17 protein-coding genes and 1 riboswitch are annotated in these 18,975 nt (G+C 72.7%); of the genes, 10 read left to right on the top strand and 7 right to left on the bottom strand.

Annotated features, from left to right (window positions below):
• Positions 1–268: 268 nt before the first annotated feature.
• From KSNIM_RS29760 to KSNIM_RS29750, 3 genes are read right to left on the bottom strand one after another with little or no spacing between them, the layout of a single operon-like run.
• Positions 269–1,354, bottom strand: coding sequence for a threonine aldolase family protein (locus KSNIM_RS29760; protein WP_263108168.1), 1,086 nt, complete (start codon positions 1,352–1,354; stop codon positions 269–271).
• Positions 1,351–2,094, bottom strand: a complete 744-nt coding sequence (locus KSNIM_RS29755) for an SDR family NAD(P)-dependent oxidoreductase (protein ID WP_263106216.1) — start codon at positions 2,092–2,094, stop codon at positions 1,351–1,353. Before KSNIM_RS29755 ends, KSNIM_RS29760 begins: the two co-directional genes overlap by 4 nt.
• Positions 2,091–3,488: a DUF6421 family protein gene (locus KSNIM_RS29750; RefSeq protein WP_263106215.1), complete on the bottom strand. Its 1,398-nt coding sequence runs from the start codon at positions 3,486–3,488 to the stop codon at positions 2,091–2,093. Before KSNIM_RS29750 ends, KSNIM_RS29755 begins: the two co-directional genes overlap by 4 nt.
• A 353-nt stretch (positions 3,489–3,841) precedes the next feature.
• Between KSNIM_RS29750 and KSNIM_RS29745 the strand changes: the two genes are divergently transcribed.
• Together KSNIM_RS29745 and KSNIM_RS29740 are read left to right on the top strand one after the other, a co-directional pair.
• On the top strand, positions 3,842–4,408 hold the full coding sequence (locus tag KSNIM_RS29745) for a DUF5134 domain-containing protein (RefSeq protein WP_263106214.1): 567 nt from the start codon (positions 3,842–3,844) through the stop codon (positions 4,406–4,408).
• Between the two features lie 131 nt (positions 4,409–4,539).
• The gene (locus tag KSNIM_RS29740; protein ID WP_263106213.1) at positions 4,540–5,490 is read left to right on the top strand and encodes a M56 family metallopeptidase; all 951 of its coding nucleotides are present in this window, start codon (positions 4,540–4,542) and stop codon (positions 5,488–5,490) included.
• Positions 5,491–5,512: 22 nt separating this feature from the next.
• Here the strand turns inward: KSNIM_RS29740 and KSNIM_RS29735 are convergent, their stop codons facing one another.
• On the bottom strand, positions 5,513–5,911 hold the full coding sequence (locus KSNIM_RS29735; protein WP_263106212.1) for a MarR family winged helix-turn-helix transcriptional regulator: 399 nt from the start codon (positions 5,909–5,911) through the stop codon (positions 5,513–5,515).
• Positions 5,912–5,999: 88 nt separating this feature from the next.
• Here KSNIM_RS29735 and KSNIM_RS29730 point away from each other — a divergent pair, with 88 nt between their 5' ends.
• From KSNIM_RS29730 to KSNIM_RS29715, 4 genes are all read left to right on the top strand, one after another.
• Positions 6,000–7,538, top strand: coding sequence for an MFS transporter (locus KSNIM_RS29730; RefSeq protein ID WP_263106211.1), 1,539 nt, complete (start codon positions 6,000–6,002; stop codon positions 7,536–7,538).
• A 260-nt stretch (positions 7,539–7,798) separates the two neighbouring features.
• The gene (locus KSNIM_RS29725; RefSeq protein WP_263106210.1) at positions 7,799–8,395 is read left to right on the top strand and encodes a TetR/AcrR family transcriptional regulator; all 597 of its coding nucleotides are present in this window, start codon (positions 7,799–7,801) and stop codon (positions 8,393–8,395) included.
• 78 nt (positions 8,396–8,473) lie between these two features.
• On the top strand, positions 8,474–10,150 hold the full coding sequence (locus KSNIM_RS29720) for a LuxR C-terminal-related transcriptional regulator (protein ID WP_263106209.1): 1,677 nt from the start codon (positions 8,474–8,476) through the stop codon (positions 10,148–10,150).
• A gap of 142 nt (positions 10,151–10,292) precedes the next feature.
• Positions 10,293–10,592 carry a hypothetical protein gene (locus tag KSNIM_RS29715; RefSeq protein WP_263106208.1) on the top strand — a complete coding sequence of 100 codons (300 nt, stop codon included), beginning with the start codon at positions 10,293–10,295 and terminating at the stop codon, positions 10,590–10,592.
• Positions 10,593–10,679: 87 nt separating this feature from the next.
• Here KSNIM_RS29715 and KSNIM_RS29710 read toward each other — a convergent pair whose 3' ends face one another.
• Complete coding sequence (locus tag KSNIM_RS29710; RefSeq protein ID WP_263106207.1) at positions 10,680–11,546, bottom strand: helix-turn-helix domain-containing protein; 867 nt, start codon at positions 11,544–11,546, stop codon at positions 10,680–10,682.
• A 420-nt stretch (positions 11,547–11,966) separates the two neighbouring features.
• On the opposite strand from KSNIM_RS29710, the gene KSNIM_RS29705 reads away from it, so the two are divergent.
• Positions 11,967–12,485 carry an ATP-binding protein gene (locus tag KSNIM_RS29705; RefSeq protein ID WP_263106206.1) on the top strand — a complete coding sequence of 173 codons (519 nt, stop codon included), beginning with the start codon at positions 11,967–11,969 and terminating at the stop codon, positions 12,483–12,485.
• Between the two features lie 415 nt (positions 12,486–12,900).
• On the opposite strand, the gene KSNIM_RS29700 is transcribed toward KSNIM_RS29705, so the two are convergent.
• Positions 12,901–13,137 carry a DUF397 domain-containing protein gene (locus KSNIM_RS29700; RefSeq protein ID WP_030272042.1) on the bottom strand — a complete coding sequence of 79 codons (237 nt, stop codon included), beginning with the start codon at positions 13,135–13,137 and terminating at the stop codon, positions 12,901–12,903.
• A gap of 385 nt (positions 13,138–13,522) precedes the next feature.
• On the opposite strand from KSNIM_RS29700, the gene KSNIM_RS29695 reads away from it, so the two are divergent.
• On the top strand, positions 13,523–14,437 hold the full coding sequence (locus KSNIM_RS29695; protein ID WP_263106205.1) for a hypothetical protein: 915 nt from the start codon (positions 13,523–13,525) through the stop codon (positions 14,435–14,437).
• A gap of 234 nt (positions 14,438–14,671) precedes the next feature.
• Here the strand turns inward: KSNIM_RS29695 and KSNIM_RS29690 are convergent, their stop codons facing one another.
• The gene (locus KSNIM_RS29690) at positions 14,672–16,786 is read right to left on the bottom strand and encodes a hypothetical protein (protein WP_263106204.1); all 2,115 of its coding nucleotides are present in this window, start codon (positions 16,784–16,786) and stop codon (positions 14,672–14,674) included.
• 262 nt (positions 16,787–17,048) lie between these two features.
• Positions 17,049–17,247, top strand: a riboswitch (cyclic di-AMP (ydaO/yuaA leader).
• 5 nt (positions 17,248–17,252) lie between these two features.
• On the opposite strand from KSNIM_RS29690, the gene KSNIM_RS29685 reads away from it, so the two are divergent.
• Positions 17,253–18,425: a transglycosylase family protein gene (locus KSNIM_RS29685; protein ID WP_263106203.1), complete on the top strand. Its 1,173-nt coding sequence runs from the start codon at positions 17,253–17,255 to the stop codon at positions 18,423–18,425.
• A 173-nt stretch (positions 18,426–18,598) separates the two neighbouring features.
• Positions 18,599–18,802, top strand: a complete 204-nt coding sequence (locus tag KSNIM_RS29680) for a hypothetical protein (RefSeq protein WP_043174934.1) — start codon at positions 18,599–18,601, stop codon at positions 18,800–18,802.
• Positions 18,803–18,975: the final 173 nt, after the last annotated feature.

The following is an 18,975-nucleotide window of genomic DNA, read 5'->3' as shown; positions in this document are numbered from 1 at the left end:
AAAAGCGAATCGGCCTCGATCCGAAGTGCAATTCCTATAAACAGGCACGCCGAATTCGCACAGGGGCGCGACAAGACGCGACCCGGTGAGGATCTGGAAGTGGTGTTTCAAGGGATTGGCCGCTCCGGGACCGTCCGCGCAGACGCGTGTCCGGTGCTCCCTGCCGAGCGACCAGTGAACACTACGCCGAACCACCCGCAGATGCAAAACGGCCCCGGCGCGGGTGTCCGCGCCGGGGCCGTACTGCTGTACCGGGGATGGGGTGGGGTCAGGCCCGGCCCATCTCCTCGGCGATCGCCGCGGCGAACGCGTCGATGTCGGCCTCGCTGGTGTCGAAGGACGCCATCCAGCGGACCTCGCCGGTGTGCTCGTTCCAGAAGTAGAAGCGGTAGCGCTTCTGCAGCCGCTCGCTGACCTCCCGCGGGAGGATCGCGAAGACCGCGTTCGCCTGGACCGGCCGCACCACGGTCACGCCGTCGATGCCGCTGACGGCCTGCTCCAGGCGCTTCGCCATGGCGTTGGCGTGGCCGGCGTTGCGCAGGTACAGGTCGCCGGTGAGCAGCGCCTCGAACTGCACGGAGACGAAGCGCATCTTCGAGGCGAGCTGCATCGACATCTTGCGCAGGAACTTCAGGTTGCGGACGCGCTCGGGGTTGAGCACGACCACGACCTCGCCCAGCATCAGGCCGTTCTTGGTGCCGCCGTAGGACAGCACGTCCACCCCGGCGTCGGTGGTGAACTCGCGGAACGGCACGCCCAGGGTGGCGGCGGCGTTGGCGAGCCGCGAGCCGTCCATGTGCACGAGCATGCCGCGCTCGTGGGCGTGGTCGCAGATGGCCTTGACCTCGTCGACCGTGTACACGGTGCCGAGCTCGGTGCTCTGGGTGAGGGAGACGGCCAGCGGCTGGGCGCGGTGCTCGTCGTCCCAGCCCCAGGCCTGCTGGTCGATCAGCTCGGGGGTGAGCTTGCCGTCCGGGGTGGGGACGGTGAGGATCTTGATCCCGGCGATCTTCTCCGGCGCACCGCACTCGTCCACGTTGATGTGCGCGGACTCGGCGGCGACCACCGCGCCCCAGCGCGGCAGGAGGGACTGCAGGGCGACCACGTTGGCGCCGGTGCCGTTGAAGACGGGGTACGCCTCGGCACGGTCGCCGAAGTGGCGGCGGAAGACCTGCTGCAGGTGGGCGGTGTAGTCGTCCTCGCCGTAGGCGACCTGGTGGCCGTCGTTGGCGAGGGCGATCGCCGCGAGGATCTCCGGGTGGATGCCGGCGTAGTTGTCGCTGGCGAATCCGCGCACGGCGGGGTCGTGGTGCCGCACGGCGTCGGTGCGGGCGCCTTCGGTGCCGATGGTCATCGGGCTGTCAGCCACAGGTGCTGTCCGTTCAGTTCTGCTGCGGGGCGGTCCCAGAGGCCCGCCAGGGTCTCGGCCAGGTCGGCGGTGTCGGTGAAGCCGGCGAACTTGGCGTCCGGCTTCTCGGCACGCATCTCGGGAGAGACCAGGGCCTTGATCACCAGGATGGCAGCCGCGGCGGTGGGCGTGCCGTCCCCGGCGGTGGTCTCCTTCACGAAGGAGTCCGCCATGGCCAGCGTCCAGGCCTCGGTGGCCGCCTTCGCGGCGGCGTACGCGGCTCCGCCGGCGGTCGGCTTGTGGGCCGCGGCCGCGGAGACCATGGCGTAGCGGCCGCCGCTGCGGACCAGTGCCGGCTGGAAGGCCAGCGAGGTGTGCTGCAGGGTCCGCACCACGGTGTCGTGCAGGAAGTCCCAGTCGTCGATCCGGGTGTCGAAGAAGGTCTTGCTGCCGCGCCAGCCGCCGACCAGGTGGAGCAGGCCGTCGACGTGGCCGTGCTCGGCCTCCAGGTGGTCGGCCCAGTCGTGGACCTCCTGCGGGTCGAGCAGGTCGATGACCTGGCCGCTGACCTTGGCGCCCGGCACGGTGGTCCGGACGCTGTCGAGGGCCCTGTCGAGGCGCTGCTGGTCGATGTCGGCGCCGATGACGGTGGCACCGGCGGCGGCGAGGCGGCGCACGGTGGCCTGGCCGGCGGGGCCGCTGGCCCCGGCGACCGCGATCACCTTGTCGTCGAGACGGGCGCTCATGCGGCGACCCCCTGGACACCGGTGCCGGTGATGCCGGTGGTGGCGGCGATGACGCCGCTCAGCTTCTTGGAGAGGGCCTCGTAGAACATGCTGAGGGGGAACTCGTCCGGCTTGACGGCGTCGCACAGGGCCTTGTTGAGGGCCTTGCCGTCGGTGATGTCGAGCGGGAGCGCCTCGGGGCCCTTGGCCCAGACGGAGGCGGGGTGCGGGGTGAGGTAGCGGGAGACGAGCTCGTAGGCGGCGATCCAGTGGGCCGTCTTCGGGCGGTCGATACCGTCGCGGTAGAGGGTCTCGATCTCGCCGCAGAGCTGGTTGGTCACCTCGGCGACGCGGTCCCAGTCGATGGAGAGGCGGTTGTCGCGCCAACGCAGCGCGTCGTGCTTGTGCAGGTAGGCGAAGAGCAGCTGGCCGCCCATGCCGTCGTAGTTGCGGACGCGGTCACCGCTGACCGGGAAGCGGAACATGCGGTCGAAGAGGATCGCGTACTGGACGTCGCGGCCCTGGGCGTAGCCCTCGGCCTGCAGCTTCACGGCCTCCTTGAAGGCGGTGAGGTCGCAGCGGAGCTCCTCGAGTCCGTACATCCAGAACGGGCTGCGCTGCTTGATCATGAAGGGATCGAACGGCAGGTCGCCGTGGCTGTGGGTGCGGTCGTGGATGAGGTCCCACAGCACGAAGGTCTGCTGGGCGCGCTCCTGGTCCTTGAGGAGGCCGGTGGCGTCCTCGGGGATCTCCAGGCCGAGCAGCTCGACGGCGTTGGTGGAGACGGCGCGGAAGCGGGCCGCCTCGCGGTCGCAGAAGATGCCGCCCCAGGTGAAACGTTCCGGCGCCTGGCGGACGGCCACGGTCTCCGGGAAGAGCACGGCGGAGTTGGTGTCGTAGCCGGCCGTGAAGTCGGTGAAGGTGATCGGCACGAACATCGGGTTGTCGAAGCGCTCGCGCTCCAGCTCGGCCAGCCAGTCCGGCCAGACGACCTTGAGCAGGACGGCCTCGAGGTTGCGGTTCGGGTTTCCGTTCTGGGTGTACATCGGGAAGACCACGAGGTGGTCCAGGCCGTCGGTGCGCTGCTCGGCGGGGTGGAAGGCGAGCAGCGAGTCGAGGAAGTCGGGCTCGCGGTAGCCGGTGTCGGCCCACTTGCGCAGGTCGTCCTGGACGGCGGCGAGGTACGCGGCGTCGTGCGGGAAGAGCGGAGCGAGCTCCTGCACCGAGGTGAGCACGGCCTCGACCAGCGGGTCGACCGTGCCGCGCTGGACGGCGGACAGGTCGATCGAGCCGTCCTTCGACTGCAGCGGGCGGAGGGACTCCACCGCGTCCTTCAGACGAAGCCAGGCGGGGTGGCCGGCCGGAGAGGCGGAAGCATCGCCAGCCACGGCGAGCGTCGGCGAAAGATTCTGCATCGGAGACTCACTTCGACAGGAGGTATTGCGACGTACCCACCATAGATACGAAAGGTTCTTCTGTTCAAGGGGGGTCTGCCGGGCAATCCTGCGGCGGATGGGGCTCGCGGCGGGAGATCCGGCACTCGGAGGCGTCTCGCGGGCGGTTCCGGCGGGTTCCGGAGGCCGCCGCATCCCGACCATCCCGCGGCCGCCGCGGCCCCGCCACCGGGGAGCGGCGCCGCCCAACGGGGCGCGGTCCGGGCACCGATCGGCCGGGCACCTCCGTGCGCCCCCCTGCGCGCCCTGCTGCCCGCTGCCCGGATCGGTGATCGTGGACGTACTGTCCGCTGGCACCGGTCGGGAGGGGCGCCGTGCACGGTCCGGCCGTCGTCACGTGGATGCTGGCGGGGCTGGCCGCCGGCTCGGCCACGCTGTGCGCGCTGCGCCTGCGGCGCCCGGGCTGTGCGGTGGCGCACCGCGAGGCCGACGCCGCCGAGGCGGCGATGGCGGTCGGCATGGCGGGGATGGCCGTGCTGCCCGGCGTGCTCTGGGGCTGGTTCTTCGCGGTGCTCGCCGGCGCGCTGGTCCTGGGGGCACTCGCCGGGCGCGCGGGGCGGGTGCACCGCCTGCACCACGGGGTCGGGGCGCTCGCGATGGCGTACATGGCGCTGGCGATGGCCGCCGCACCGGCGGCCTCCGCCGCCCACCTCCACCACGTGGTACCGGGCGCCACCGGGACGGCGGGCGCACCGATGGGGCTACCGGTGCTGACCGGTGCGCTGCTCCTCTACTTCGGCGGGTACTCGCTGTGGGCGGGCAGCCGCCTGCTGTCCGCGCCGGGGGCGGCGGGCACGGCGGCCACGGCGGAGGGTCGCACCGTGCGGGCCTGCCGGGTGGCGATGGGCATCGGGATGTTCGCCATGCTCCTGACGCTCTGACGGCTGTCGGGCACTGACGGGGTGTCGTTGGTCACCTGTCCGCGGAAGCCGTTCCACGGGGGCGCCACGGAGCATAGGTTGGAGGTAGCGCACTGTCGCGCTCCTGATCGCTCCTCGGGGGAGCCCCTGCCATGACGGCCCTGCTGAGCCTGCTGCTGCTCGGACTGCTGCTCGCCACCGTGGCTCCGGGCCTGCTGGCCCGGGCCCGCTGGCCCGAGCGGGAACCCGTGCTGGCGCTGCTCGCCTGGCAGTCCCTGGTGGTGGCCGTACTGCTCTGCTGCGTGCTCTCCCTGCTGCTGGCCTGCGCCGCGGCGCTGCCCGCACTGCGCGCGGCGGTCTTCACGGGCGCGCCGGCCGGCGTCGAGGAGGCGTACGGCCTGGCGGGTGCGGAGGGCTGGGGCCGGCTGACGGCCGCTCTGCTGGCCCTCGGCGGGGTGCAGACCGCGGTGTCGCTGACCCGCGAGGTGCGTGCGGCCCGGGCGCTGCGCGAGGCGCGCCACGCCCAACTGGACGACCGGGCACCGCAGTTGCCTGGCGAGTCGGCGGCGGAGCGGCGCGGCGGCGAGCGGCTGGTGGTGCTGGAGAACCTCCGTCCGGAGGCCTGGTCGCTGCCAGGCCCGGAGGCCCGGCTGGTGGTGACGACGGGCGCACTGCAGCAGTTGACCGACCGTGAGCTGGCGGCGGTGCTGAGCCACGAGCGCAGCCACGTCCGGGCCCGGCACCACTGGCTGGCGCAGTGCGCCGAGGCGCTGGCGACCGGCTTCCCCGGGGTGGGGGTGTTCAGCGCCTTCCGGAACCAGGTCGGCGAACTGGTGGAGTTGGCCGCGGACGACCGGGCCGCGCGCCGGCACGGCCGGATCACCACGGCGCTGGCCCTGGTGGAGATCAACGCCGGACGCGGGGTGTTCGGCTCGTGCCCGCCCAAGCAGCTCGCCCAGGCGCCGCGCCGGGTGGACCGCCTGCTGGCGGGCGAGCCTCGGCTGCCGGTTCACCACCGGCTGCGGCTGACGCTGGCGGCGCTGGCGCCGCCGGCCGCGGTGGTGCTGCTGGCGGTGGCGCCGGGCCTCGGCACGCTGCTCTGACGGGAGCCCTCCTGCCCGGCGCTCAGCCGAGGGTGCGGGAGAGCACCTCGCGGTGGATCGGCTGGGCCTCCTGGTAGCGGGCCCGGCCCTCGTCGGTGAGCGCCACGAAGATCCCGCGCCGGTCGAGCTCGCACATGACACGGGCGACCAGGCCGTCCTTCTCCAGGCGACCGATCAGCCGGGACAGCGCGCTCTGGCTGAGGTGGACCGTCTGCGCTATCTCCTGCACACGGAGCTTGCCGGGGCCGACCTTCAGCTCGTCCTCCCAGAGGCGCTCCAGCACCTCGAACTCGCTCATACCCAGGCCGAACCGCTCGCCCAGCGCGCGGTCGAGCGCGCAGGAGACGGCGGCGTGGCGCGCGAGCACGTCCCGCCACTCGAACACGAGGGCGGATTCTGGAGCGAGATCCGGTTCAGCCACGGCGCCATGATAGCACATGTCCGCACATCTATTGCGCACGCATTAAATTCACTTGCATTGAATGCATGCGCATGGAAGTCTCGTGGCCATGACGACCGCATCTGACGACCCGTCGACGACCGGGGCCTGGAGTCCACGCCTGTGGGGTACCCTCGTCGTCCTCTGCGCCGCCCTCTTCCTCGATGCCCTCGACGTCTCGATGGTGGGTGTGGCACTGCCCTCCATCGGTACCGACCTCCACCTGTCCACCTCCGCCCTGCAGTGGGTGGTGAGCGGCTACGTGCTCGGCTACGGCGGGCTGCTGCTGCTCGGCGGCCGGGCCGCCGACCTGCTCGGCCGGCGGCGCGTCTTCCTGGCCGCCCTCGCCGTCTTCGCCGCCGCATCGCTGCTCGGCGGCCTGGTCGACGACGGCGGCCTGCTGATAGCCGCCCGGTTCCTCAAGGGCGTGAGCGCCGCGTTCACCGCCCCCGCCGGCCTGTCGATCATCACCACGACCTTCGCGGAGGGCCCGGCGCGCAACCGGGCGCTCTCCATCTACACCACCTGTGGCGCCAGCGGCTTCTCGCTCGGCCTGGTGCTCAGCGGCCTGCTCACCTCGGCGGGCTGGCGCTGGACGTTCCTGATGCCGGTGCCGGTCGCGCTGGTGGCCCTGGGGGCGGCCGTCCGCCTGCTGCCCCGGCAGCCCGTCCCGGCCCGCGGTACCGGCGGGTACGACATCGCGGGCGCGATCACCGGCACCGGCTCGTTGCTGCTGCTCGTCTTCACCGTCACCGAGGCGCAGAACGCCGGCTGGGCGAGCGTCCGCACGCTCGGCTCGCTCGTGGCCGTCGCCGTGCTGATGGCGCTCTTCCTGCTGGTCGAGTCCCGGGCAGCCCATCCGCTGGTCCGGCTGGGGATCTTCCGCAACGGCGGGGTGAGCCGGGCCAACGTCGCCGCGCTGGCGGTGTTCGGGTCGTACGCCGGCTTCCAGTTCACCGCGACGCTCTACCTGCAGCGGCTGCTCGGCTGGTCCGCGCTGGAGATGGCCCTCGCCTTCCTCCCGGCCGGAGCGCTGGTCGCGCTGTCGGCGACGAAGATGGGCGCGGTGGTCGACCGGTTCGGCACCGCCCGCCTGCTGCCGCTGGGCATCCTCTCGCTGACTGCGGGATATGCGCTGTTCCTGCGGCTGGACGAGCACTCCGGGTTCCTCGGCCTGGTGCTGCCCAGCATGGTGCTGCTCGGCCTCGGCTTCGCGCTCGCCTTCCCGTCCGTCAACATCGCCGCCACCAACGGCGTCGACGACGACGAGCAGGGGCTGGCCTCCGGCCTCGTCAACACGGCCTTCCAGGTCGGCAGTGCGATCGTGCTGGCCGTCGTCACGGCGGTGATCACGGCGGGCAGCGGTGGCGGGCAGGGTCCGCAGGCCCAGCTGGACGGCTACCGGCCCGCGCTGCTGCTGGTGACGGCGGTCTCGTTGGGCGCCCTGGTGGTGACCCTCGTGGGGTGGGCCCTCGAGCGCCGACGGACGACGACCCTCACGGCCGGGTCCATACCCACACACTCCTCACGGGCGGCTGCCGGGCCGACGACGGCCGGGGGCTCCGCCGCGGAGGAGAACACCGAGGGGAGGGTGCTCGCCGACCGCTGACCGGGCGACCACCCGGGTCCGCATCCGCACCCGGGGCGGGAAACACAGCAGCGCCGGCTCCACCAAACCCCCGTGTTGGTGGAGCCGACGCTGCTGTGTGCGCTGCCACCGAGGTCATCCGGGCCTGGGCATACGGCCGCGCCGCGACGGGCCCGGCCAGTATATTGGCCCGGAGCCAGTCAACGTTCGGAGCAGACACGATGGCACCTCGCGGGGAATCGGTCAATGAGGAGATGCGCCGGCGATCCCGCCGCCGAATCATGCGCGCCACCGTGGAGCTCGTCGACCAGCACGGATATGCCGGGACGACGCTCAGCGACATAGCGGAGCACGCAGGGCTCGCCCGCGGCCTGGTGTCGTACTACTTCGACGGCAAACGGCTGTTGATGCAATCCGCCACCCACCGGCTGATGCACCTGGAGCTGGCCGCGGCGCTGGCGGAACTGCCCCTCGACGCCTCCCCCGACGCCCGGCTGGCGAGGGCCATCGACGCCGTCCTCGGGCTGGCGCTGGACCATCCGCGGGTGATGCGTTCACACCTGGCGCTGATCCTCGATCCGGACGTCGGCGCCTTCGTCCAGGACCCGGAGCAGCAGCAGTTGGGCGCGATCCTGCGCGGCCTGCTGCAGGACTGGGGCGCACCCGATCCGGTCGCCGAACACGCCGTGCTGCGCAGCGCGTTGATGGGCGGGTGCATAGGCGTGCTGCTGCCCGGCGCGTCCACACCGCTGGCCCCGATCCGGGCCGACCTGTTCGCGCGGTACGGGCTGGCCTGGGAGCTGGGGGTGCCGCCGCAGCCCACGGCGCCCGAGCGCGGCGGCGCATCCGTCCGTGGCAGGGTCACCACCCAGGCATGACCCTCCGCCCCCGGGCCCGCCGCCCGTCCGGGCCGGCGCGAGGCTGTCGGCCTCGTTCGGCGGGTCGATAATCGGCTCGTGGACACCAGCCGCGATCTCGTCCGGGGCCGTGCGTGTTACGCCGCCGGGGCCTGGCGCGAGGCCTTCGAGAGCCTGAGTGCCGCCGACGGAGCCGCACCGGTGGGTGCCGACGACCTGGAGCTGCTTGCCAGGTCCGCCTACATGCTCGGGCGCGACGAGGACTACGTGGCCCGGTTGGAGCGCGCCCACGCGAGGTGGCTGGACGCCGGTGATGTGCCGCGGGCCGTCCGCTGTGCGGTGTGGATCGGCCACAGCCTGCTGTTCCGGGGCCACGGTGCGCGGGCGAGCGGCTGGTTCGCCCTCGGCGAGCGCCTCCTGAAGGCCGACGGGCGGGACTGCGTGGAACGCGGGTACCTGCTGATCCCCGTGTGGCTGGCCCTGATGGCCGGCGGCGACTGGCAGTCCGGCCGTGCGACGGCGGCCGTGGCCGCCGAGGTCGGTGAGGCGTTCGGCGACGCCGACCTGGTGTGGTTGGCGCGCGACGAGCAGGCCCGGGCCCTGCTGAACCTGGGCCGTGTGCACGAGGGCCTTCGTCTCGTCGACGAGACGCTCGTGGTCGTCGAGTCCGGTGCGCTGTCGCCAATCGTCAGCGGCATCGTCTACTGCAACACGATCGGCTTCTGCCACGACCTGTACGACCTGCGGCGTGTCCGCGAGTGGACGGCCGCCCTGACGCGGTGGTGCGACCGCCAGCCGCAGATGGTCGCGCACAACGGACTGTGCCTGGTGCACCGCGCCGAGGTGATGCAGTACGCCGGCGCCTGGCCCGCCGCGCTCGACGAGGCCTGTCGCGCCGCCGGACACTTCACCCGGGGTGTCCTGAACCGGATCGCCTGTGGACAGGCCCACTACCGGCAGGGCGAGATCCACCGGCTGCAGGGCCGCCCGGCCGAGGCCGAGGGCGCCTACCGGGAGGCCAACCGATGCGGGTTCGAGCCGCAACCCGGGTTCTCCCTGCTCCGGCTGGCGCAGGGCAAGGGCGAGGCGGCAGCGGCCACGATCCGCCGCGCCGTGTCCGAGCACACCCGGGAGCTGGAGCAGGCAGCCCTCCTCCCGGCATACGTCGAAATCATGCTGGCAGGCGCCGACCTCGACGGCGCGGCCGAGGCCGCCCGCCGACTGGAGGCCGTCGCGGAGCGCCATGCCAGCGATGTGCTCCGCGCGGCAGCGGCCTACGGCGTCGCCTCGGTGGCACTGGCCAGGGGCGACGCCCCCGCCGGTCTCGCCGCGGCACGGCGGGCGTGGCGCGGGTGGCAGGAGCTCGATGTGCCGTACGAGGGAGCGCGGGCACGGGTCCTGGTGGCACTCGCCTGCCGCGCCCTCGGTGACGACGACACCTCCGGTCTGGAGCTCCAGGCCGCCCGCGCACTCTTCGCCGAGCTCGGGGCCGGGCCGGACGTGGCCCGCCTGGATTCCCTCGCCCGCGGCGGACCGGGCACGGCCCCGGGCACGCGCGGTGACACGGGCACGGGCCCGGCCGGCTACGGTCTCTCGGCGCGCGAGGTCGAGGTGCTCCGGGAGGTGGTCGGCGGCGCGAGCAACCGGCAGATCGCCGCCGCCCTGGTGATCAGCGAGCACACCGTCGCCCGGCACCTGCAGAACATCTTCGGCAAGCTGGGCGTCTCCTCCCGGACCGCGGCGAGCACCTTCGCGCTGGAGCACGGCCTGCTCTGAGCGGCATGGCCAGGATTGACCATGCCTCCCCGCGCCGGATTGGTGAATGCGGGCGACGCGGCGTCCTCCTCCGCAGGCCTACGGTCGAACCGTCCGAAGTCGAACCGTCCGACAGGGACGGAAGGCAGCGAGGAGGACTCCCATGTACGTCGTGGTCCAGCACACGATCCTCGCCCCGGAGACCGCGTTCACCCGCGGCCGGGCCCTCATGAGCGGCAGTGGAGCGCCGGACGGCACCCGGGTGCTGCAGTTCTACCCGCACGTCGAGGGGTCCGCCGTGACCTGCCTCTGGGAGACGCAGTCCGTCGGTGACGTCCAGCGCTTCGTCGACACCACTCTCGGGGACTCCAGCAGCAACCTCTGCTACGAGGTCGACGCGGAGCAGGCGTTCGCCGACCGCCCGCTCGGTCTGCGCCCGTCACCGGCTCCGGTCGTTCACTAGGCGTACCGCCGGAGGAAGGGCGTGCCGCCGGAAAAACGGTCGGGCGCCCCGAGGGGCGCCCGACCGCGTTCTGCCGTGTTCGCCGGCTCAGCGGTCCTTGAGGATCGAGGTGAGCAGGTCGACGGTCTGATCGGGCGTCAGGCTGTCTACGCAGAGCCGTTCCATGACCTGGATGTAGGCGTCGACGTCGTCGCGCTTGTCCAGGTAGAGGGCGCTGGTGAGCTGCTCCAGGTAGACCACGTCGGCGAGGTCCTGCTCGGGGAAGCGCAGGATGGAGAAGGCGCCGCTCTCACCGGCGTGGGCGCCGAAGCGGAACGGCATGACCTGGATGGTCACGTTGGGCCGGTCCGCCATGTCGATCAGGTGCTGCACCTGGGCGCGCATCACGGCCGGGCCGCCGACCGGGCGGCGCAGCGCGGCCTCGTCGATGACGGCCCACAGGTGCGGGCTCCGATCCCCCGTCAGCAGGGTCTGGCGGCGCATCCGGAGGCTGACGCGGCGCTCCAGTTCCTCGGCACTTATCGCGGGGCGGCTCTGGCCGAAGACGGCCCGGGCGTACTCCTCGGCCTGCAGCAGGCCGGGGATGAACTGCACCTCGTAGGTGCGGATCAGCGCGGCGGCCTCCTCCAGACCGACGTAGGTCTGGAACCAGCCGGGCAGGACGTCGTTGAAGCTGTGCCACCAGCCGGACTTGTTGGCCTCGCGGACCAGGCCGAGCAGCGCCTCGCGCTCCGCACTGTCGTCGACGCCGTAGAGGCTGAGCAGATCGGCGACGTCGCGCTCCTTGAAGGAGACCCGGCCGAGCTCCATGCGGCTGATCTTCGACTCGGAGGCACGGATGGTGTAGCCGGCGTCCTCGCGGGTGATGCCACGTCCCTCGCGCAGGCGCCGCAGCTGCGAGCCGAGGAGGATGCGGCGCACCATCGAGCCCCCGCCGGGCTGAACTGTGGTCATGCGGTCGGAAACCTCCACCTCGGGTCAAACAGCGCACAGTCTGCCATCAGTTGGGCGCGCTCGGTGCCCGTAGTGGCGCAACGATCTACTACTTCTGCATCACATCCTCCATCTTGCACGTGCATCTGGCGCTTGCATATGCCAAACATGCGACTGCACGTGAATCGACTCTTGCATCTGCAGTGGGCGCAGAGGACCATGGTGCACGTGCACTTGCACGCACCTGACAACTCCGCGGGCTTCGCGTCGACCGAACGCGCGACCCCCCCATGCCCTCCCGGCCGCTCCCCTGTGCGGCCGGGAGTTCGTGTGCGGGTCCGGGCTTACGGGCGGGCGGCCGAGCGGCCGAGCGAGTCGGAGGTGACCGGCATGACCCGGGTGGGTCCCGCCGTGTCCGCCCCCTTATGGGAGGAGCTCTTCATGAGCACCGGTACGGCCATCGCTGCCGACCCGTACGTGGTCAGCTGTACCCTCGCCCCTCGCTACGAAGCCGTCAGATCGGCCCGGGACTTCGCCAGGACCACCCTGCGGAACTGGGGACTCGACTCACTCTTCGACGATGTCGCCCTGGTCGCCTCGGAGTTGGTGACCAATGCGCTGCGCCACGCCCTGGGCGCGGTACCGGACGGCTGCAACAGTGCGGTCGCGCAGGTGCCGGCGCAGCTCGCCCGCCCGCAGGGCGTCGAGGGCCGCACCCCCATACGCATCAGCCTGGTGCACCGGGCTCCGCAGGTGGTGTGCGCGGTGAGCGACCCCAGCAGCCAGGGGCCGGTGGCACGCGAGGCGGACTTCGTGGCGGAGTCCGGTCGCGGGCTGCACCTGGTCGATTCCTTCAGCAGCTCCTGGGGCTGGCACCCGCTCGCCGGGGCGGGCAAGGTCGTCTGGGCCCTGTTCGAGCCCGCGCCCACCGGCGGGACCGGTCGGCACCGCTCGGCCTGAACCGGTCCGAGCCGAACCGGGCCCAACCGGACCGACCGGGCAGCGGCTGCGGGGCCGCGGATGAACGGTCGAAACGCGTCCGCCGGGCGGAGGGTTCCGGGCGGGTCGGGCAGAGGGGACCCGATCGGCCTTCTCGTACCGCACCGGCGGGACCGCCGGTCCGACGGGCACCGCGGCCGCGGGGAGACAGTCCGCGGACGCTGCACCGCCGGAGGCGCCGGGCCGGGAACGCACAGCCGGGCGGGTCGTGACCGGACAGCGCGAGCAACCGGGGAGGACACCCGACCCGGCCGGGAGCACCACCGGGCAGGACACGCAACCGGGCCGTCGCGGCGACCTCCACGACGGCCCTCACGGGAAGAAGGCCCGAACGCCGGGCCCACCGGCTACAGCGACACGGCGGCCCGACGGACGGTCAGGTCGCGAGGTGGTCGAACTCCCCGTCCTTGGCGCCGAGGAGCAGCGCGGCTATCTCGGCCCGGGTGTAGATGAGCGCGGGCCCGTCCGGGAAACGGGAGTTGCGCATCGCCACCTCGCCGGTCGGCAGGGCGGCGAACTCGACGCAGTTGCCCTGCGAGTTGCTGTGCCGGCTCTTCTGCCAGACCACACCGTCGAGGTCCGCAGCCGCCATGCCGTTGTACGTGTCACTCATCGTTGTCTCCCTGAGCCTGGCGTTCGCCTCACTTGACGTGATGATAGCTGGCCTGCACGTGCATCAGCACGGGACAAAGCGCGTGCATCTGACTCATCAGTAGCGTTGAACGGCCGCGCCGCGCGCCGGGCAAACCAGGTCAAACCACAGCAGACGACACAGCAAACGATCACCGTGGGTACGGGCCGGCCTGCGTCCCGTTGATCTTGACGCTCGCCGTCGGCCTTTACGCGCAGTCACATCGGCCACTGTGAGGAGCATCACGCACCCCACCGACGGACCGCGCATCGCTTTGCCGGGATTTGTCCGACCTTGCGCCGTCACCATCAACCCCTCACGGGAGTCGACTGCAGTAAGGGCCCCGGTATGTCCTACGATCTCCGCCATGAGCACCGCAGCCATCCCGGGCGCGCCACTGCCCGTCCGTACGCCAGGCTCCCGTGCGCGGGGGCGCCACCGCCGTCCCGAGCGCCCCGAGGTCCCGGCCGGCTCCCCGGCCCTGCTGCTGGCCGTCCCGGCCACGGCCGGACCCGAGGCCCGCCCGATCGTCGACGAGCTGCTCTCCATCGTGCGCGGCGAGCAGCCGGGCATCGAGATCGCCGCCGGCTACGTCGCGGCCGAGTCCGAGGACGCCCCGACCGTCTCCGACCTGCTCGCCATGGCCGCGGGCAACGGCGCGCCGCCGCCGATCGTGGTGCCGCTGCTGCCCGGTCCGCACGGCTTCCTGACGGAGCTGCACGAGGTGGCCTCGGCCGCCGGCTCCCCGGTCACCGACCCGCTGGGCCCGCACCCGCTGCTCGCCGAGGCCGTGCACGTCCGTCTGTCCGAGGCCGGTCTGGCCCGCGCCGACCGCGCCCGCCTGTTCGCGATCGCCACCTCCGCCGACGGCGTGGTGCTGACCGTCTCCGGCGGCGAGGACGCCGCCGCGGCCGCCGGGATCACCGGTGTGCTGCTCGCCGCCCGTCTCGCCGTGCCGGTGGTGGCCGCCGCCCTCGACGTTCCGGGTTCGGTCGCCGCCGCGGTGGACCACCTCAAGGCCACCGGTTCCGAGCGCCCCGCGCTCGCCCCGCTGGTGATCGGCCCGGAGGCGGACTCCGAGCTGCTGGCCACCGCCGCCGAGGAGACCGGCTGCCCGAGCGCCGCTCCGCTGGGCGCCTACCCGGCCGTCGGCCAGCTGATCGCCTCCACCTACCTGGCCGCGCTGCCGCCTCGGCCGCAGATCGACGAGGAGGAGCTCGCCGCCGCCGAGGCCGAGGCTGCCGCCCGAGCCGAGGCCGAGGAGACCGCCACGGAGCAGTGAGCGGTGCGCAGGCATCGGCCGCGCACGCAGTGAACTCCAGGAGGGGCCCCGACCGCATCAGGTCGGGGCCCCTCCTCGTTCTGCGGTCCGACCCCGGCCCGCCGCACTGTCAGAAGCACGGCCACAGCGTCAGAGCACGGCAACGGCGTCGCAAGCCCGGCCGCGGGCTCGGCAGGGCGGCCGGGGGCACGCCGGTACAGCCTCGGGCCCGGGAGCACGGCCGAGGCCGAGGGCTCAGACGGGCAGCCGGCGGGTCGGTGCCGCCGTGTCCGCGAGCCGGATCGCGGGGGTGACCACCGCCCGGGGCGGGCCGTCGACCGTGGTGGGCGCGGCGGCGGCGTTCCACTCGGCCTTGCCCGGGCCCGGCTGCAGCTGCACGGCCTCCCGCTCGCCGGCCTTGCGCAGCACGACCCGGGCCGGGCGGGGCGCCTCCGGGTCCAGCCACACCTCGTTGCCGCCGAAGGAGCAGTCGAGCACGGCGATGTCGTCCGGTTCGCCGTCGGTGGTGGCGCGGAATGCCACGCCGGCCTTCCGGTAGCCCGTCAGACGGCTCCGAGCGATCGTCACGGTCGTTCCTGCGAGCTGGTGTTTGACCGTGGCGATCGCGTAGTCGGACTGTCCGGCGGCGTCGATCAGCAGGCCGTCGAAGACGGTGCCCTTCTCGCGCCCGAGCGCGTGCACGGCCACGCCCCCGGCGGCATTGCCGTACAGCACGCCGCCGTTGTAGTCGAAGTCGTTGAGGTAGGCGCCGTGCTCGATGCCCCAGCCGCCGTTGTGGTACGCGACGAAGCGTTCCAGCACGTGGTGCTGACGGGCGTTCAGCCAGACGAAGATGCCGTTCTCGAGGTTGTTGTGGGCCAGGCAGCGTTCGAAGGTCCACACGCCCTCGCCGGCCTCCGGCCATTCGTAGCCGGAGGCGCCGGTGGCACCCTGCACGCCGACGGCCACGCAGTCGCGGGCGACGCCGCCGGTGCCGGCGCCGAGCGAGAAGCCGGTGAGCCGGTAGCCGCGCGGGTTGGGCTCGTACACGGTGCGGGAGGCCACGCAGGACTCGTAGGCGATGTCGTCGGACGGCGCCTGCGGGGTGCGGGTGTCCGTCGGCCCGTCCCACCAGTAGGCGTCCTCCCAGGTGTTGTGGCTGATGCAGCTGCGGAAGGTGATGCCGTGGCTGGCGTGCGGGACGAAGGCGTGGCTGCCGGCGTCCCGGACCACGACGCCCTCGACGACGGTGCCCCGGGAGGTGTCGCCGAGCATGTGGAAGTGCAGGCCGTAGCGGCCGAGCACGGGCTCGGTCACGGGGGCGCCGTTCCAGGTCTCCTTGCCGGGCTGCCGCGGGCCGAGCCAGCGCAGTGCGGCATGCCGGACGTCGGCCCGGCGCGAGCTGGTCAGGTGGACGTGGGCGCGGCCTTCGGCGGTGCCCTCGATCCGCACGCTGCGGGTCAGGTTGAGCACCTCGGCGCCGATCGCGACACCGCCGCCGGCCGTCACCCGCGGGTGCGCGAACGCGAGGGGTGCGGCCAGCGTGACGGTCTTGCCGTCGATCCGTCTGATCGTGCACAGATCGTACCGGGTGGAGAATTCGTCCTCGCTCGGGGGTCCGGTCGGCGTGACGGCCAGCTCGTCGCCGGCTCGCCAGCCCGTGGGCGGCTCGGCCAGGCGCAGCTCGGTGTCGCCGGCCCGCAGGGCGGTGGCCGCACGGACCCAGGCGGTCTTGGCGGCGCCGTCCAGTCGCAGGTAGCCGGTGCCCGTGACCCAGAGCCCGGTGTCCCCCTCCATCACCGTCATGCCGCCGCCGCGGAAGCCTCGTTCGTTCACAGACGGAAATCTCAGAGTGTGCACGGCCCCGTCCTCCGGGGCCAGCACCAGGGCACCGCGAACCTCCACGCTGCCCGCCGAGGAGAGCGTGAGGCTGCGCCCGGGGGTGAAGACCAGCGAGCCGCCCGGCTCGACCGCCAGGGAGCCGACGGACGCGTCGGCGTCCAGCAGGACGCGGTCGGCGATCCGGACCGCGCTCTCCACCCCGGGGACGGCGCCGCCCCAGCCGGCCGGGTCGGACCAGCGGCGGCCCGTCAGATCGACCGGGGAGGGCGCGGGGTCGGCGGGGGCCGGAGCGGCGTGCGCGTGCCCGACAGAGGCCCCCGCGGGGCCTGTCGGGGGCGCCGTGGCCGGCGGCGCGGGCGCGGCCCCGGAGGCGAGCGCGCGGCGGGCCAACTCGCCGCCGACCGCGACGGCGGCGGTGGAGATCCCGAGCCAGAGGAGCATCCTGCGCCGGCCGAACCGGCGGTGCGACGCCGGCCCCCGGGGCACCTCGCCGGACTCCCCCTCCGGGTGCTGCCCGCGCTGATCCATGACCGGCCGACCCCTCCCCCGGGCCGCCGCCCGGCCTCCGATGCCTGAAGCATAAACAGGCCGGTTTTCCCCGAAGGGCTTTGCCGGAAATCAAAAGAAGTCGATCACTGAATGATCAATGGATCGATCATGGAATATACCAAGATCGCCTGTGACCGGCATCACACATGTTTGCGGTTTGAACTTAACTCTGTCTAATGTCCTCCCACGTTCGTGGTCACACGGACCCAGTTGGCCCGAACGCCGAGTCCTGCCGGCGGTCCGACTGGCAATGCGAAACGCACTTCGGCAGGGGCGGGGGAACCAGGTAAGTCGCCCGGGAGCGGTCCAGCGCCGCTCCCCGGCTTGGGGTGAAGCCGCGCGCGCGGAAACGGCGAGAGATCGCCCGATTCTGCGCGGGCGGCCGGGCAACTCCAGCCCGAATCCGACAGCTCACCTCGCAGGCGTGGGAGAGGAACGCTGCTTCATGCTGTCCATCAACTCCAAGCGCGGCCGCCGCATTCTCGCCACCACCGGCGTCGTCGGCATCGGCCTCAGCATCCCGTCCCTGGCGGCCGGCACCGCCTCCGCCGCCTCGGTCTCCACCTGGGACAAGGTCGCCCAGTGCGAGTCCTCCGGCGACTGGCACATCAACACGGGCAACGGCTTCTACGGCGGCCTCCAGTTCACCAACAGCACCTGGACCTCCTTCGGCGGCGGCAGCTACGCCTCCCGCGCCGACCTGGCCACCAAGGACCAGCAGATCGCCATCGCCGAGAAGGTGCTGGCCGTCCAGGGCCCCGGCGCCTGGCCGGTCTGCTCCGTCAAGGCGGGTCTGACCAAGGGCGGCCCGGCCCCCGAGATCAACCCCGGCGGCTCCGCCTCCAGCACCGCCCCGGCGGCCTCCGCCGCCCCCAAGCCGGCCGCTCCGGCCGCGCCCGCCGCCTCCACCGGCTCGACCGCCTCCACCGGCACCTCGCAGGACGGCATGGCGTGGCAGGGCAAGAAGTCCTGGCAGGGCCAGTGGAACCACGGCGCCACCTACACCGTGCGGGCCGGCGACTGGCTGTCGACCATCGCCGAGCGCAACCACGTCCAGGGCGGCTGGCAGAAGCTCTACGAGATCAACAAGTCGGTCCTGAAGAACGGTCCGCACACCATCTACCCGGGCCAGAAGCTGTCGCTGGGCACCCCCGCCAAGGCGTCCTCGACCCCGGCCCAGGCCGCCCCGGCCGCCGCCAAGCCGGCCACCACCGCGGTCAAGGCGAGCACCACCACCACGACCGCGCAGACCGCCACCGGCTCCAAGGCCGCCGCGGTCAACTTCGCGCTCTCCAAGGTGGGCCAGGCCTACATCTACGGCGGCACCGGCAACGGCGGCTGGGACTGCTCCGGCCTCACCCAGGCCGCGCTGCGCGCCGCGGGCATCTCCGTCCCGCGCGTCGCCGCCGACCAGGCCGACTACTCGACCCGCGTCTCGCTGGACAACCTGCAGCCGGGCGACCTGCTGTTCTGGTCCAGCAACGGCGCCAACTCCGGTGTGCACCACGTCGCCCTGTACATCGGCGACGGCAAGTACGTCGAGGCCGCGAACCCGAGCGCCGGTGTCCGCGTCCAGACCATCGCCAACTGGGCCCCGGACTTCGCCGGCCGGGTCTGATCCACCCTCCCGGCGTCCCGTACGCCGGGGCAGGCGCCCGAAGCCGTACCTGGGTCCCTCGGCCCGGGCGCTCCTCTCCTCTCCGCAGCCCCGGAGCGGCCTCCCGCCGCTCCGGGGCTCCGGCCTGCCCGCGCATGGATAGGCTGGCGCCCCCACGGAATTGAGGAGCCACCATGGCAGCGAAGGTCACCGTCACACTGGACGCCGACCTGGCGATCGAGGTCATGCTCGCCGCCGGGGCCGGCAACCCGCAGGACGCGGTCGAGCTGATCGTCCGCGACTACCTGGCGCGGAGCCGGCGAACCGAGGCCCGCACCGGCGACGCCGCCGACGCCGCACGCACCGCCCGCCCCCACCGCACCGCCGAAGAGGGCTGACGCCAGAGGGGGCGGATCAACCGCCAGGGACCACGGGGCCGGCCCAAAGGGGGGAACTGCGCAATTCGGACGCGGGGTCACTGCGAGATCGGGGCCGTCCCCTGGTCCGTACGGCGGCCCACATCCGAAGCGCGCAGTTCTCCCCCAGCCTTCGGCCGGGAGGTGCCCCCACG

The organism is Kitasatospora sp. DSM 101779, assembly GCF_025655475.1.
GTDB lineage: Bacteria > Actinomycetota > Actinomycetes > Streptomycetales > Streptomycetaceae > Kitasatospora.
This window is presented reverse-complemented; position numbering and strand designations above follow the sequence as displayed.

Coding starts and splice junctions, on each gene's coding strand:
- KSNIM_RS29760 (WP_263108168.1), bottom strand. CDS start 1,354: ATGACCATCGGCACCGAAGGCGCCCGCACCGACGCCGTGCGGCACCAC.
- KSNIM_RS29755 (WP_263106216.1), bottom strand. CDS start 2,094: ATGAGCGCCCGTCTCGACGACAAGGTGATCGCGGTCGCCGGGGCCAGC.
- KSNIM_RS29750 (WP_263106215.1), bottom strand. CDS start 3,488: ATGCAGAATCTTTCGCCGACGCTCGCCGTGGCTGGCGATGCTTCCGCC.
- KSNIM_RS29740 (WP_263106213.1), top strand. CDS start 4,540: ATGACGGCCCTGCTGAGCCTGCTGCTGCTCGGACTGCTGCTCGCCACC.
- KSNIM_RS29730 (WP_263106211.1), top strand. CDS start 6,000: ATGACGACCGCATCTGACGACCCGTCGACGACCGGGGCCTGGAGTCCA.
- KSNIM_RS29725 (WP_263106210.1), top strand. CDS start 7,799: ATGCGCGCCACCGTGGAGCTCGTCGACCAGCACGGATATGCCGGGACG.
- KSNIM_RS29715 (WP_263106208.1), top strand. CDS start 10,293: ATGTACGTCGTGGTCCAGCACACGATCCTCGCCCCGGAGACCGCGTTC.
- KSNIM_RS29710 (WP_263106207.1), bottom strand. CDS start 11,546: ATGACCACAGTTCAGCCCGGCGGGGGCTCGATGGTGCGCCGCATCCTC.
- KSNIM_RS29705 (WP_263106206.1), top strand. CDS start 11,967: ATGAGCACCGGTACGGCCATCGCTGCCGACCCGTACGTGGTCAGCTGT.
- KSNIM_RS29700 (WP_030272042.1), bottom strand. CDS start 13,137: ATGAGTGACACGTACAACGGCATGGCGGCTGCGGACCTCGACGGTGTG.
- KSNIM_RS29695 (WP_263106205.1), top strand. CDS start 13,523: ATGAGCACCGCAGCCATCCCGGGCGCGCCACTGCCCGTCCGTACGCCA.
- KSNIM_RS29690 (WP_263106204.1), bottom strand. CDS start 16,786: ATGGATCAGCGCGGGCAGCACCCGGAGGGGGAGTCCGGCGAGGTGCCC.
- KSNIM_RS29685 (WP_263106203.1), top strand. CDS start 17,253: ATGCTGTCCATCAACTCCAAGCGCGGCCGCCGCATTCTCGCCACCACC.
- KSNIM_RS29680 (WP_043174934.1), top strand. CDS start 18,599: ATGGCAGCGAAGGTCACCGTCACACTGGACGCCGACCTGGCGATCGAG.